Below are 13842 nucleotides of genomic sequence, written 5' to 3' on the forward strand. Positions count from 1 at the left end.
CCCGGGACGGGTAGGGCGAGAGGCGCCGGCTGGAGGTGGACACAAGGCGGCCGGTCGTACCCGACCGGAGGGACCACGACGGAGAGCCAGGAACCCAGCGAAGAGGCAGCCGCCGGTACCGGTCAGGAGTCGCATGCACGGTGCCCGCCCGGGGGCGCCGGCCGGGAAGTCCGCCACACGCCGAACCACCGCCAAGGCCCGGGACGGGTAGGGCGAGAGGCGCCGGCTGGAGGTGGACACAAGGCGGCCGGTCGTACCCGACCGGAGGGACCACGACGGAGAGCCAGGAACCCACCGAAGAGGCAGCCGCCGGTACCGGTCAGGAGTCGCACGCAAGGTGCCGCCCCGGGGCGCCGACCGGGAAGTCCACCACGCCGAACCACCGCCAAGGCCCGGGACGGGTAGGGCCACAGGTGCCGGTCAGGACGTGGACACAAGGCGGCCGGTCGTACCCGACCGGAGGCACCACGACGGAGAGCCAGGAACCCAGCGAAGAGGCAGCCGACACTGCCGGTCAGGAGTCGCACGCAAGGTGCCGCCCCGGGGCGCCGACCGGGAAGTCCGCCACACGCCGAACCACCGCCAAGGCCCGGGACGGGTAGGGCCACAGGTGCCGGTCAGGACGTGGACACAAGGCGGCCGCTCGTACCCGACCGGAGGCACCACCACGAAGTGCCATGGGACCAGCGAAGAGGCAGCCGACACTGCCGGTCAGGAGTCGCACGCAAGGTGCCGCCCCGGGGCGCCGACCGGGAAGTCCACCACACGCCGAACCACCGCCAAGGCCCGGGACGGGTAGGGCCACAGGTGCCTGCCGGGGCCGGGCAGGTCGGGTGGGCCGTGCCGATGCCGGGGGTGCCGGCGGGGAGTCCGGCCGGCAGGCGTCAGGAGTCGGGGGAGCGGAGGACGCGGAGGTGGCCGCGGCGGGCGATCTCCATGGGGTCGCCGCCTCGGCCGTTGGTGCCGTTGCCCTCGCGTTCCTGGGGGCGGGCGGCCTCGCGCACGGCGTTGGCGAGCGCTTCGAGGTCGTCGCCGCTGGGGCGGGTGGGGCCGGTGTCGGTGGCGAGCCGTACGACTTCCCAGCCGCGGGGGGCGGTGAGGCGCTCGGAGTGCTCGGAGCACAGGTCGTAGCAGTGGGGTTCCGCGTAGGTGGCGAGCGGTCCGAGGACGGCGGTGGAGTCCGCGTAGACGTACGTCAGCGTCGCGACGGCGGGACGGCCACACGCGGTGCGCGAACAGCGACGTACAAGGCTCACGACGTTGGACGGTACCGCACTCTTGAGCGGGCCGCGACGACTCCCCAGGAGCTCACCCCGTCGTGTCGTCCGGGTTGGCCGGGAAGGTCCGACCTGTGCCCGAGGCAGCTGACCTGCGAAGGGCCGGAAATGTGCGGATGCCCCCGCGGGCGCATCGATCACCAATCGCCGCAAATGATGCCAACAGCGATCGGCGAAGCGGTCAGGGCAGAGGAATCGCTCGGGCTCAGGGGGTCGGCGACCGTACATTCTGCGACATCGACGGGGATGTCCCGTCCTCGTACCCCGTGGTGGTGGCAGCGGTCACGGAGCCGCATACCCGGGGCTCCCGACGGCTACTCTCAGAGGTGATGGACACCCCTTCGCCCGCACCGCGCCAACGCCACCGCGACCGACACGGCCGCGGCATGCGTGGCCCCCTCGCGCCCCCGCAGGTGCCGCTGGCGCGCACCCGCGCCGACGCCTTCGACGACCTCGTGCGCGACGCGGCCGACCGGCTCGAGCGGCGCTGGCCGCAGCTGGCGGAGGTGGAGTTCGCGGTGCAGGAGGTGCCCTGGCCGGTGGACGGTGCCGCCGACGGCGCCGCGGCCGACGGCCGGTTCGACGACGGGGTGCCGCTGGGGCGCCTGCTCGGCGGGCACAAGGGCAACCCGCACCGCATCGTGGTGTACCGGCGGCCGGTGGAGATCCGGGCCAAGAGCCGCGAGGAGCGGGCCCTGCTGGTGCACGACGTGGTCGTGGAGCAGGTCGCCGAGCTGCTGGGGCTGTCGCCGGAGAACGTCGACCCCCGGTACGGGGAGGGCTAGCCTCCCCGCGCCGGGGGCCGGGCGCGCGGGGGCCGTCAGCGGTTCAGGATGGACAGGTCCTCTTCCGACTTCGGGACGGCGACCAGGCCGCGGTCGTCCGGCATCGTCTGGATGGTGAACATCGGGACGCCGCCCTCCGGCAGGGCGAGCATCCGCGAGGCGTAGACGGGGCCGCCCGAGGCCGGTTGCACGGTGACGGCGAAGGAGCCCTTGCCGGACGAGGGGGCAGGCGGCGACAGGACGACCGTCGTGCCGCGCTTGACCGGGACGTTCTTGGTGACGGCCTCGCCGCCCTTCGTCGAGGCGGAGGTGACGACCCGTACGGTGGCGTCGCCCTCCGGCGCGGTGAGGGCGAGCGTCGAGCCCTTGGTGCGGTTGTCGGCGGCGCTGGCGCGGTCGCCGATGGGGGCGGTGGCGGACACGAAGGCCGTCTCCTGATTGTCGCCCTTGCCGCGGGTGATCCGCAGGGCGGCGACCACGGGGGCGTCGTCGGAGGGGTCGGTCGGGCTGAGGACGAGGGAGCCGGCCTCGCCCTTGGTGACGTCGCCGAGGTCGACGGCGGTGGTCATACCGCTCTTGACGTGGACGGTCTCGTGCCCGGCCGGGGTGATCTCGCCGCCCGAGGAGGCGAGCCGCAGCTTGAGGTCGGCGTCGCTGTCGCCGGTCGCGAAGACCACCAGGCGCACGGAGGAGGCGTCGCCGGGGATGCCGGGCATGACGGCGCCGGCGGCCGGGTCGGTGGAGGCGGGCAGCCAGTCGCCGCCCGCCTTGGCGTCCTCGGCCTCCACCGTGGCGCCGACCCGGCCGCTGCGGGCGGTGACGTGCAGGGTGAGGGCGTCGGTCTTCTCCGTGGTGAGCGTGGAGAGCAGGACGGGCACGGTCGCGCCGGGCGGCACCGTGATGCCGTCGGTGGTGGTGGTCTTGACCTCGCCCTTGTCGCCGTAGAGCCGCAGGTCGACGACGGCCGCGGTGTCGTCCGGGTTCGTCAGGTGGACGTAGTCCTGCCGGTCGGCGCCGGTGCTGACCCCGGGGAACCAGAACTCGCTGTCCGGCACGGCGCAGGAGGTGCCGAGCACCGCCCGGGCCGGGCCCGCGTCGACGACCGTGGTCTGCTGCACGGTCCAGCCGGGGGCGAGCGCCCCGTCGGCGGTGCCGATGAGGGCGGGGGCGTCGGTGGCCTCGGTGACCGCGGTGACGGGCGTGCCCGCCTCCTTCAGCGGCGCGACCGGCTTGCGCTTGGCGGGGGCCTTGCCGTCCTGGCCGGCGGCGGGCAGCAGGGCGGCGGTGCCGCCCGAGCCGGCGGAGACGCCCTTGGGCGTGAAGGCGGTGTAGGTGGTCGAGGCGAAGTCGGAGTCCGACGGCGCCGGGCAGGTCAGCGTGGACCGCTCGACGGGCAGTCGCGCCGCGCTCACGGCGGGCGCCGCGTCCGGGGTGCCCGCGCCGGAGACGGTGGCGACGCCGGCGACCGCGGCCAGGGCGGCGGTGACGCCGATCAGGGAGAGGGTGCTGCGGTTCACTGCTGGTTGCTCCCGTCGCGGCGGTAGCCGTCCGTGTCGTACGCGTCCGTGTCATAGGTGCCGTACGGGGCGTACGAGGCGTCGTAGCCCTGTTGCTGCTGTTGCTGGGGCTGCTGCTCGTAGCCCTGCGGCTGCTGGGGCTCCTGCTCGTAGCCCTGCCGGTCGTAGCCGGGCTGCGAGGACTGCTGCCCGTAGCCGTACGGGTCGTAGACCTGCTCCTGCTGCTGGGCGGGCTGCTCGTAGCCGTAGCTGCTCTGGTACTCCGCGGCCCACTGCTCCTGGCCGTACGGGTCGTCCTGCTGCGGGGCGGCGTACGGGTCGTACTCGGCGTACTGCGCGTACTCGGCCTGCTCGTGCCGGGCGGGCTCGGCGGCCCGGGGCTCGTCGGGGGCGTCGTCCGCCTCCGACTCCCCCTCGGCCTCGGCGGCGGCGCGCAGCCGGCGGGCGCGGCGGCCGTCGCCGCCCTGCGACGGGATGCCGGCGCCCGCGGCGGCGAGCACGGGCTCGGGCTCCGCGTCGGGCAGGTCGTCGTCGACCTCGCGGCGCCGGCCCGGCAGGGCCATGACGACGAGCACCAGGCCGAGGAAGCCCTGGACCCACAGCCACACGGTGTGCGTGAACGGGTCGTCGTAGACGAGGTCGAGCCGGCCGCCGTTGGCGGGGAGCCGGAAGCCCTGGGCCCAGCCGTCGACGGTGGTGGCGGTGAGTTCCTTGCCGGCGAGGGTGGCGGTCCAGCCGGGGGCGGCGCGGTCGGCGATGCGCAGCACGCGGCCGTCGGTGCCGGCGGGGACGGTGGTGTGGGCCTCGACCTTGCCGGAGGCGACGGTCACGGTGCCGGCGGGGGCCCCGGTGTCCTCACCGGAGCCGTCCTCGCCGGAGCTGTCCTCGCTGCTGCCGGAGTCCTTGCCGCCGGAGGGCTCGACGATCGTGACGCGTGCGACGTCGTCGTCGACCCGCCACAGGGCGCTGCCGTCGGCCTGGCTGAGCCGGGACAGGCCCGGCGTGCTGTCGAGGGTGCGGCCGACCTCGCGCGGGGCGCCGCTCTGGACGAGGACGTAGCGGACGGCGTAGCCGCCGAGCTGGCTGGCCTGGTCGGCGCCGGAGCCCGCCACCAGGTTGCCGACGATCTTGGCGAGCCGGGCGTCGCCACCGTCCGCGGCGGCGATCTCGGCGTCGCCGAGGCGGGCGCCGGCGCCGCGGACGAGGGCGTACGAGACATGGGCGGGCGTGCCCGACAGGACGAGGGTGCGGGCCTGGTCCCGGGTGGTGCTCTCCTCGGCGACGAAGGCGGGCACCTGGGTGGGGTCGCGGCGCTCCAGCGGGCCGTCGGCGCCGCCGGCCATCCAGCCGACGGCGGCGGACAGCGGCGCGAGCACTGCGGCCAGGGCGACGAGCGCGGCGACGGGCTGGCGCCAGCCGAAGCCGGAGGCGGCGAGCCGCTCCTGGGCGCGCTCGGCGCCGACCGCGGCGGCGGCCAGCAGGGCGAAGCCGTAGACGAGGGTGGCGGGGCCGGCCCAGGCGGCGGTGTTGGCGAGGACCGCGAAGACCAGGCCGGTCAGGGCGCCCACCCAGGCGGTGACGATGGCCGAGCGGCGCTCGGCGCGCACCAGTGCGGCCAGCGCGGCCAGCACGATGCCCGCGAGCAGGTAGCCGCCCGTGGCGCCGGGGCCGCCGGGGTTGATCAGCAGCAGGTCGGTGGCGCCGGCCGACTGGGCGCCGAACGGCAGGCCGGCCTCGTCCAGGAAGCGGCGGGGGTGCGTGAGCAGCCCCAGCGACCAGGGCGCGAGGACCACCATGGGGGCGCCGAGCACGGCCACGGCCCGCAGGGCGAGCGGGACGAGGAGCCGGCCCTGCCCGCGCACGACGCGCGTGGCGATGGCGACGCCGGCGAGCACCAGCGCGATCAGCCAGGTGATGGGGGTGAACGCGGTCGTGACGGTCAGCAGCAGCGCGACCGCCCAGGCGGCGCGCCAGCCGGGCCGCAGGCCGCGCTCGACGGCGTCGGCGGACATCCGCAGTCCCGCGGCGGAGACGGCGGCGCGGGCCATGAGCGGCAGCAGGATAGCCAGGACGGCGGTGCCGAGCCGGCCGCCGGCAAGCGCGCCGGTGGCGGCGGGCAGGAAGGCGTACGCGACGGCGCCCCAGGCGCGCAGCAGGCGGGAGTCGACCAGCGGCCGCGACACGAAGTAGGCGCTGAGGCCGGCGAGCGGCACCGAGGCGACCAGGAGCACGGTCAGGGCGAGGCCGGAGCTGCCGAGCAGGATGCTCGACAGGGTGGCCACGATCGCCAGGTACGGCGGCGCGCTCTCGGTGCTGCCGGCGCCGAGGGAGTGCCAGCCGCCGAGGTAGGAACCCCACAGGTCGGAGGCGTCGGAGGCGGCGGGCAGCAGTGCGCCGCCGGACAGCGCGCCGCCGCCGAGGAGCGCACGGCAGGCGATGAGGGAGAAGAGCAGCAGGACGGCGAAGAGCATCGGGGCGGGCTGCCGGGCGATGCGCTTGAGCAGCGCGAACTGCTCGACGTCCATGTACTCGCCGTCGTCGTCGCCACCGCTGGGCCCGGACTCCAGGCCGCCGCCGTGGCGTCCCGCGGAGGAGGCGTCGGCGGCCGCGCGGCCGGAGACGTTGCTGACGACCTGCTCGACGGTGGCCCGTACGGTCGCGCCGGGCGGCGGGAAGAGCGGCCGGAGTTCGGAGGGCGGTACGACGGCCCGGGAGCGCCGGCGGCGGGCGCCGAGGAGGCGGCCGGGGCGCAGCAGGACCGACAGCAGGCCGGTGATCTCGTCGACGGCCTGTCCGGGGACCTTGCCGACGAGGTAGGCGAGGGTGCGCAGCACGGTGCCGAGCACGACGCGCGCGAAGACGTACGGGAGCAGCGCGCCGCGGGTGTTGGCCAGCAGCGTGTAGACGGCGCCCGCCTTGTCGACGCGGTGCGGGTCGACCGCGGAGCGGCCGGCGCAGTCGACGGGGCGGCGCTCGCGGGAGGCGGCCTCGGCGTGCCGCAGGACGGCGTCGGGGGCGACGAGGACGGTGTGGCCGGCGGACTGGGCGCGCCAGCAGAAGTCGACGTCGTCGCGCATGAGGGGCAGCCGGCGGTCGAATCCGCCGAGGTCCTCCCACACGTCGCGGCGCACCAGCATGCCCGCGCTGGAGACGGAGAGCACCTGGCGGACCTGGTCGTGCTGGCCCTGGTCCTGCTCGCGGCGCTCCAGGCCGGTCCAGCGGCGGCCGCTGCGGGCGATGGAGACGCCGACCTCCAGCAGCTGGCGCCGGTCGTACCAGCTGCGCAGCTTGGGGCCGATGATCGCGGCGGAGGGCGAGGAGTCGGCGACGCGCAGCAGGTTGAGGAGGGCGTCCGGGGCGGGCTCGCAGTCGTCGTGCAGGAGCCACAGCCACTGGACGGGTTCGCCGTGCGGCTGCTCGGGCTCGTCGTAGGCGTCGTCGTTCCAGGTGCGGGTGGCCGGGTCCCAGCTGCTGCGCCGTGCCAGGTAGGGCAGCTGCTCCGCGGTCAGGGGCTCGGCGGCGCGGACGCACTCGTCGACGGCGGCGCCGAAGCCGTTGCGGCGGGCCAGGTGCAGGACGCGGTGGTCGCCGAGGCTCTCGGCGAGCAGACGGGCGGAGTCGTCGCTGCTGCCGGTGTCGGCGGCGATGACGTCCTGGACCGGGCGGTCCTGGGAGACCAGGCCCGAGAGCGCGTTGGGCAGCCAGCGGGCACCGTCATGGGAGACGAGCACGGCGGTGACGACGTGGCGCGGGAACTCCGGTGCCTGGGCGGCGTATTGAGTCCCGGCTGAACTGTTCACGGACATCGAGGTTCGGGCCCCGGTTCGCTGGACTTCGGACGACGCCTTGGGCGTCTCGGACGGGCCCCCACACTAACGGTTGCGGGAGGCGGCCCTTCCGGGTCCGGGGCACATATGCCGACGAAGCCTGCCGTGACGGGCGCGAACCGTGCGGACGCCGTGCGGTCGCCCTGCGGTCACCGCGCGGCTGCCGTACGAAGGGGCGTCAGACGACGCCCTTCTTCAGGCGCCGGCGCTCGCGCTCGGACAGCCCGCCCCAGATGCCGAAGCGCTCGTCGTTGGCGAGGGCGTAGTCCAGGCAGTCGGAGCGGACCTCGCAGGCGAGGCAGACCTTCTTGGCCTCGCGGGTGGAGCCGCCCTTCTCCGGGAAGAAGGACTCGGGATCGGTCTGCGCGCACAGCGCGCGCTCCTGCCACCCGAGCTCTTCGTCGGCCTCTTCGGCCAGCAACAGCTGGAACAGCTCGGTCATGCGCGCCCCTCGTCTGTTTTCGCGTCCCCGTGATGTTGCCGTTACCTGCGACGGTCGAACGACACGAGTGAAATTACAAGTGTGCCGATACGGGCCAGTCAAGCCGAGATCTGCTATTGGGCCCGTTATTCACCCTGCGGAACCAAGGCCTGACAGAAAGTGTTCAAATCAGCCCAAACGTCCGCATACGTCAACCGCGGTCGCGGCCCCTGAAGGGTGGCGATCACGATGCGATCACGAAAACACAACGACGTTTCACGAGGAGACGTTCCTGCGTACCCGTGTGGTTGCGTCGGCACTTTTCCTGGGTGTTCTGCACACAAACCTTTCACCACGCTGAATAGCCGGATCAGGTGAAAGATTTACGACAAACCCGACATCAAGTTGACAGGCCGCCGGGGACCCGGTGTGCTAGAGCGCATGCCAGTGACCCACGTGCCCACCCGGACCCGCCGCCTCGGCGAGTTCCGTCGTGCCGTGGAAGCTCACTGTCGCTGTTCCAGCTGTTGCCGCTGAAGGACACTTCCCAGCCCGCACAGCCTCATGCGCATGCCTGACGCTCCTCACTTCCCGTAGGAACTCCCGCACCCATGAACAGCGACGTCTCGATCGCCGGCGACCCCCTCGCCATTCCCCACCTCCTTCCGCCTGCTCCCGCCTACCCCGGCACGGTCGCGGAATTCGCCGGACTGGCGCGCAAGATCGCGGCGGACCGCGCCCGTTGGGCGCCGCGCGTCCGCTACGACGCCACCACCCGCTGGTACGACCGCCTGGAGACCGGGCCCGGGTACGAGGTCTGGCTGCTCAGCTGGGTCCCCGGCCAGGGCAGCGGTCTGCACGACCACGGCCGCTCCTCGGGGGTGCTCACCGTCCTGGAGGGCGGACTGACCGAGCGCGCCCTCGGCGGCAACGGCGAGACCCGCCGTTCACTCCTGCCGGGGCACCAGCGGGTGTTCGCCCCCGGTTACGTCCACGAGGTGGTCAACGACTCCCTGGAAGGCGCGGTCAGCCTGCACGTCTACTTCCCCGGCCTGACGGAGATGACCCCGTACGCCTGCACCCCGGGGAAGCCGGCGGCCGAGGGGACGTTCGCAGGCTGACGCGGCGGGCTGACAGACTGTCCGCATGCGAATCGTGGTACTGGCCGGCGGCATCGGGGGAGCCCGTTTCCTGCGCGGTCTGAAGGCGGCGGCGCCGGAGGCGGACGTCACCGTCATCGGCAACACCGGCGACGACATCCACCTGTTCGGCCTCAAGGTCTGCCCCGACCTCGACACCGTCATGTACACCCTCGGCGGCGGGATCCACGAGGAGCAGGGCTGGGGCCGCGCCGACGAGACGTTCACGGTCAAGGACGAGCTGGCCGCCTACGGCGTCGGACCCGAGTGGTTCGGCCTGGGCGACCGCGACTTCGCGACCCACATCGTGCGCACCCAGATGATCGGCGCGGGCTACCCACTCAGCGCGGTCACGGAGGCGCTGTGTGCGCGCTGGCAGCCAGGGGTGCGGCTGATCCCGATGACGGACGACCGGATCGAGACGCACGTCGTCGTCGACGACCCGGACGCGGGCCCCGGCGGCGGACGCAAGGCGGTCCACTTCCAGGAGTACTGGGTGCGGCTGCGGGCCTCCGTCCCGGCGTACGCGGTGCTGCCGGTCGGCGCGGAGGGCGCCAAGCCCGCGCCCGGCGTGCTCGAGGCGATCGCGGAGGCGGACGTCATCCTCTTCCCGCCGTCCAACCCGGTGGTGTCGGTCGGCACGATCCTGGCCGTGCCCGGCATCCGCGAGGCCATCGCCGAGGCGGGCGTGCCGGTGGTGGGCCTCTCCCCCATCGTCGGCGACGCACCGGTGCGCGGCATGGCCGACAAGGTGCTGGCGGCGGTCGGCGTGGAGTCCACGGCGGCGGCGGTCGCCGCCCACTACGGCTCGGGGCTGCTGGACGGCTGGCTGGTCGACACGGTCGACGCCGGTTCGGTGGCGGAGGTCGAGGCCGCGGGCATCCGCTGCCGGGCCGTGCCGCTGATGATGACGGACCTGGACGCGACGGCCGCGATGGCCCGCGAGGCGCTGACGCTGGCCGGGGAGGTGCGGGCGTGATCGCGTCCTTCCGTGTGTGGACGGTCGCGGGCCTGCCCGAGGTCGGGCCCGGCGCGGACATCGCGAAGCTGATCGCGGCGAACGCGGCGGAACTGGCGGACGGCGACGTCCTCGTCGTCACCTCGAAGATCGTCAGCAAGGCGGAGGGACGCGTCGTGCGCGCCGCCGACCGCGAGGCGGCGATCGACGCGGAGGCGGTGCGGCTCGTCGCGCGCCGCGGGCCGACCCGGATCGTGGAGACCCGGCACGGCTTCGTCATGGCCGCGGCCGGCGTGGACGCCTCCAACACGGCCCCCGGCACGGTGCTGCTGCTGCCCGAGGACCCGGACGCCTCCGCCCGTACGATCCGGGCGGGGGTGCGGGACGCGCTCGGCGTCAACGTCGCCGTGGTCGTCACCGACACCTTCGGGCGGCCCTGGCGCGAGGGCCTGACCGACGTCGCGATCGGCGCGGCCGGGCTGCGTGTGCTGGACGACCTGCGGGGGGCGACGGACTCCCACGGCAACGAACTGGCCGTCACGGTCACGGCCCTGGCCGACGAGCTCGCCGCGGCCGGGGACCTGGTGAAGGGCAAGGCCACCGGGTCGCCGGTCGCCGTCGTCCGGGGTCTGGAGCGCCTGGTGCTGCCCGCGGAGGAGGACGGCGCCGGCGGCCGCGCCCTCGTCCGGCCCGCCGCCGACGACATGTTCCGGCTGGGCACTTCGGAGGCCGTGCGCGAGGCCGTCTCCCTGCGGCGCACCATCCGCGACTTCACCGACGAGCCCGTCGACGGGGCCGCCGTACGGCGCGCCGTCGCCCTCGCCGTCACCGCGCCGGCACCGCACCACACGACGCCGTGGCGCTTCGTGCTGCTGGAGTCGGAGCAGGCGCGGGTCCGGCTGCTGGACGCCATGCGCGACGCCTGGATCGCGGACCTGCGCCGCGACGGCCGCAGCGAGGAGTCCATCGCCAAGCGGGTCCGCCGAGGCGACGTGCTGCGCCGGGCGCCGTACCTGGTGGTGCCCTGCCTGGTCGCGGACGGGGCGCACGACTACCCGGACGCGCGGCGGTCGGCGGCGGAGCGCGAGATGTTCGTGGTCGCCATGGGGGCGGCCGTGGAGAACCTCCTCGTCGCCCTGGCCGGCGAGCAGTTGGGGTCGGCGTGGGTGTCGTCCACGATGTTCTGCCGCGACGTGGTGCGCGAGGTGCTGGACCTGCCGGACGACTGGGACCCGATGGGTGCCGTCGCGATCGGCCGCCCCGCGGCGCCCCCGAAGGAGCGTCCGAGGCGGAGCGCGGAGGCGTTCATCGAGGTGCGCTAGGCGTCCTTCGGGACGCCGTCGCGGGTGTGGTCGGTCCGGCTGAGGAGGCCGGTGACGCTGTTCCGGTACGGATGACGCTCCGCCCGGAGCAGGGGCACCTCGGTGAGCCTGCCGTCGTACATCATCCACAGCCCGCAGCAGTGGTCCAGCCGCAGTGTGCCGGGCGCGCACGACACCCGCGCAAGCGGTTTTCGCGGGGCACGGCGCCCGGGAAATCGGGTCGACGTCCGGCCGGGCGCGGGGGCAGGCTCCGGGCATGGAAGAGCATGTGTGGCCCCTGTACGCACTCCGGATCACCACCCCGCGGCTGGAGTTGGGCCTGCCGGACCTGGCGGGACTCGCGCGACTGGCGGGCGTCGCCGCCGCCGGCGTCCACGACGAGGCCCGTATGCCCTTCACCGTCCCATGGACCGACGCGCCTCCGCGCGAGCGTGAGCGGGCCACGTTCCAGCACGTGCTGGGGACGGTAGCGGCCTGGCGTCCGGAGGCGTGGACGCTGAGCCTGGCCGTGCGCTGCGAGGGAGAGGTCGTCGGACGGCAGGACCTGTGCGCGGACGACTTCTCCGTCACCCGCGAGGCCCGGACGGGCTCGTGGCTGGGGCTGGCCCACCAGGGCCGGGGCATCGGCACGGAGATGCGGGCCGCGGTGCTGCACCTGGCCTTCGAGGGACTCGGCGCCCACTGCGTGACGTCCGCGGCGATGACGGACAACCCCGCTTCCCGCCGGGTCTCCGACAAGCTCGGGTACCGCTTCGACGGTGTGGACGTGGCGGCGGTGAAGGGCTCCGCCCGGACCCTGCACCGGCTCCGCCTGGACCGCGCGGACTGGGAGGCGCACCGGTCCGTTCCCGTCGAGTTCCACGGGCTGGAGCCGTGCCGGGACCTCTTCGGCGCCGGGGACGGCTAACGCCGCCGAGCTGTGCTCTGACACAGGCGTCGGTCAGTCGCCGACAGGGAGTTCGACGTCAGCCCGGACCGTCTTGCCGGGAGACCGGTCCACGACGTCCCACCGGTCCGCCAGCGCCTCCACCAGCAGCAGGCCGCGCCCCGATTCCGCCTCCGGGCCCGGGGCGGCGGCCGGCAGGTGCGGCATCCGCTCACCACAGGTGTCGCCGACTTCGACGCGGAGCCGCCGCGCGGTGAGGATCAGGCGGAGCTCGAAGCAGCGGCCTCGCACGCGGCCGTGGGTGACGGCGTTGGCAGCCAGTTCGGCGACGATCGCCGCGGCCCGGTCGGAGACGTCGCTGCCGCGCGGGATGCCCCACTCGCCGAGCCTGCGCAGCGTCAGGTGGCGGGCGAGACGGGCCCCTGCACGGGTGGCGCTGATGAGCTGCCTGAACTCGGCGGCGGGAGTGATGATTTCGGCGTTCACCTCACCGAGCGTGGTCGCCGCGCCCTACCCTGACCAGCAGCGGCGCCGGTACAGAGTGCGCTTGTACGGATGCGCTGCGTTGTCGGTACGGATGTCCGGGGAACGGGGACGCATGGACGATGTCACACGGGAGGAGCGCCCGCCGCCCCCGGAGGACGCGGACGCGGCGGCCGATCTGTTCCGGGCGCTCGGCAAGCAGGTCAAGCTGCTGCGCGAGCGGGCCGGGCTCACGCAGCGCGAGATGGGCGAACGCCTGGGGTACGGGGAGGAGCAGATCTCGTCGCTGGAGCGCGGCCGCAGGGTCCCGCAGCCGGAGTTCCTGGCCGCCGCGGACGAACTGCTGGGCGCGGGCGGGCTGCTGCGGGCAGCGACGGAGGACGTCGTTCGCGCCAGGGCGAAGACCCGCGTCCGGCACCCGTCATGGTTCCGGGACTACGCGCGCCTGGAAGCGGAGGCGGTGGAGCTGCACTTCTACAGCAATCAGATCGTCCCCGGACTGCTGCAGGCGGAGGAATACGCACGGGCTGTGTTCGCCATGCGCAGGCCGTTGCTGGACGACGAGACGATCGAGCGGCGGGTCACCGATCGTCTGTCACGACAAGCGGTCTTCGAACGGTGGCCCGGGCCGGTCGCGAGCTTCGTGATGGAGGAGGTCGTCCTCCAGCGTCCTCTCGGCGGGCACGCCGTACAAAAGGTCCAGCTCGAACAGCTCCTGCGCATCGGCCGCCTGCGGACCGTGGAGCTTCAGGTGATGCCGACCGACCGGGAGGAACATCCCAGCAACGACGGGGCCTTCACCTTGCTGGTCCCGAGGGAGAGGCCACAAGTGGCCTACACGGAAGTCCAGGGGTACAGCCGCCTGATCGTCGACCCGGAAGAGGTGCGTCTCATGGCATCGCGATATGGCATCCTCCGGGCACGGGCGCTCACGCCACGGGAGTCGCTGGCCCTGATCGAGAAGACGCTGGGAGAGCTATGAACACGGAAACACTCACCTGGTTCAAGAGCAGCCACAGCGGCGGCGAGGGCGGCGAATGCGTCGAGGTCGCCGTCGGGCAGGGGATCGTGCACGTGCGGGACTCCAAGGACCCGGACGGGCCGGGGCTGGACTTCACCTCCGCCGAGTGGGCCGCCTTCGTCGGCTTCGCCGCCGGGCTCTAGCGGCTGTCTGCCGGCCTCCGGGCCTCGGCCGGAGGGTGACCACGCGGTCGCGGTCGCCCCGGA

At 74.0% G+C, this 13842-nt stretch carries 13 protein-coding genes; 7 read left to right on the forward strand and 6 right to left on the reverse strand.

Annotated features, from left to right (window positions below; translation table 11 throughout):
• Nucleotides 1-884: 884 nt before the first annotated feature.
• Nucleotides 885-1304, reverse strand: a complete 420-nt coding sequence (locus ACFZAU_RS21465; protein WP_078619945.1) for a DUF3499 domain-containing protein — start codon at nucleotides 1302-1304, stop codon at nucleotides 885-887.
• Between the two features lie 302 nt (nucleotides 1305-1606).
• On the opposite strand from ACFZAU_RS21465, the gene ACFZAU_RS21470 reads away from it, so the two are divergent.
• The gene (locus tag ACFZAU_RS21470; RefSeq protein ID WP_500553527.1) at nucleotides 1607-2062 is read left to right on the forward strand and encodes a metallopeptidase family protein; all 456 of its coding nucleotides are present in this window, start codon (nucleotides 1607-1609) and stop codon (nucleotides 2060-2062) included.
• A 35-nt stretch (nucleotides 2063-2097) separates the two neighbouring features.
• Here ACFZAU_RS21470 and ACFZAU_RS21475 read toward each other — a convergent pair whose 3' ends face one another.
• From ACFZAU_RS21475 to ACFZAU_RS21485, 3 genes are all read right to left on the reverse strand, one after another.
• Nucleotides 2098-3579 (reverse strand): DUF5719 family protein, encoded by a 1482-nt coding sequence (locus ACFZAU_RS21475; protein ID WP_500553528.1) that lies wholly within the window; start codon nucleotides 3577-3579, stop codon nucleotides 2098-2100.
• Nucleotides 3576-7385, reverse strand: coding sequence for a glycosyltransferase (locus ACFZAU_RS21480; RefSeq protein WP_500553529.1), 3810 nt, complete (start codon nucleotides 7383-7385; stop codon nucleotides 3576-3578). Before ACFZAU_RS21480 ends, ACFZAU_RS21475 begins: the two co-directional genes overlap by 4 nt.
• Before the next feature lie 199 nt (nucleotides 7386-7584).
• Complete coding sequence (locus tag ACFZAU_RS21485) at nucleotides 7585-7848, reverse strand: WhiB family transcriptional regulator (RefSeq protein WP_018559705.1); 264 nt, start codon at nucleotides 7846-7848, stop codon at nucleotides 7585-7587.
• 590 nt (nucleotides 7849-8438) lie between these two features.
• On the opposite strand from ACFZAU_RS21485, the gene ACFZAU_RS21490 reads away from it, so the two are divergent.
• The 3 genes from ACFZAU_RS21490 to ACFZAU_RS21500 are packed head-to-tail and all read left to right on the forward strand — an operon-like array spanning nucleotide 8439 to nucleotide 11246.
• The gene (locus ACFZAU_RS21490; RefSeq protein ID WP_499611095.1) at nucleotides 8439-8948 is read left to right on the forward strand and encodes a cysteine dioxygenase; all 510 of its coding nucleotides are present in this window, start codon (nucleotides 8439-8441) and stop codon (nucleotides 8946-8948) included.
• Between the two features lie 25 nt (nucleotides 8949-8973).
• Complete coding sequence (gene cofD, locus ACFZAU_RS21495; protein ID WP_499611098.1) at nucleotides 8974-9945, forward strand: 2-phospho-L-lactate transferase; 972 nt, start codon at nucleotides 8974-8976, stop codon at nucleotides 9943-9945.
• On the forward strand, nucleotides 9942-11246 hold the full coding sequence (locus ACFZAU_RS21500) for a coenzyme F420-0:L-glutamate ligase (RefSeq protein WP_500553530.1): 1305 nt from the start codon (nucleotides 9942-9944) through the stop codon (nucleotides 11244-11246). Before cofD ends, ACFZAU_RS21500 begins: the two co-directional genes overlap by 4 nt.
• Here the strand turns inward: ACFZAU_RS21500 and ACFZAU_RS21505 are convergent.
• The gene (locus ACFZAU_RS21505; RefSeq protein WP_500553531.1) at nucleotides 11243-11422 is read right to left on the reverse strand and encodes a hypothetical protein; all 180 of its coding nucleotides are present in this window, start codon (nucleotides 11420-11422) and stop codon (nucleotides 11243-11245) included. The two genes, ACFZAU_RS21500 and ACFZAU_RS21505, sit on opposite strands and share 4 nt — an antisense overlap.
• Before the next feature lie 80 nt (nucleotides 11423-11502).
• Here ACFZAU_RS21505 and ACFZAU_RS21510 point away from each other — a divergent pair, with 80 nt between their 5' ends.
• The gene (locus tag ACFZAU_RS21510) at nucleotides 11503-12153 is read left to right on the forward strand and encodes a GNAT family N-acetyltransferase (protein WP_500553532.1); all 651 of its coding nucleotides are present in this window, start codon (nucleotides 11503-11505) and stop codon (nucleotides 12151-12153) included.
• 33 nt (nucleotides 12154-12186) lie between these two features.
• Here ACFZAU_RS21510 and ACFZAU_RS21515 read toward each other — a convergent pair whose 3' ends face one another.
• Nucleotides 12187-12618 carry an ATP-binding protein gene (locus ACFZAU_RS21515; protein WP_500553533.1) on the reverse strand — a complete coding sequence of 144 codons (432 nt, stop codon included), beginning with the start codon at nucleotides 12616-12618 and terminating at the stop codon, nucleotides 12187-12189.
• Nucleotides 12619-12730: 112 nt separating this feature from the next.
• Here ACFZAU_RS21515 and ACFZAU_RS21520 point away from each other — a divergent pair, with 112 nt between their 5' ends.
• Nucleotides 12731-13597, forward strand: a complete 867-nt coding sequence (locus tag ACFZAU_RS21520; protein WP_500553534.1) for a helix-turn-helix domain-containing protein — start codon at nucleotides 12731-12733, stop codon at nucleotides 13595-13597.
• Nucleotides 13594-13779, forward strand: coding sequence for a DUF397 domain-containing protein (locus ACFZAU_RS21525; RefSeq protein WP_500553535.1), 186 nt, complete (start codon nucleotides 13594-13596; stop codon nucleotides 13777-13779). The genes ACFZAU_RS21520 and ACFZAU_RS21525 overlap by 4 nt, the downstream gene beginning before the upstream one ends.
• Nucleotides 13780-13842: the final 63 nt, after the last annotated feature.

The organism is Streptomyces sp. NPDC008238 (genome assembly GCF_042956445.1).
Lineage (GTDB): Bacteria > Actinomycetota > Actinomycetes > Streptomycetales > Streptomycetaceae > Actinacidiphila.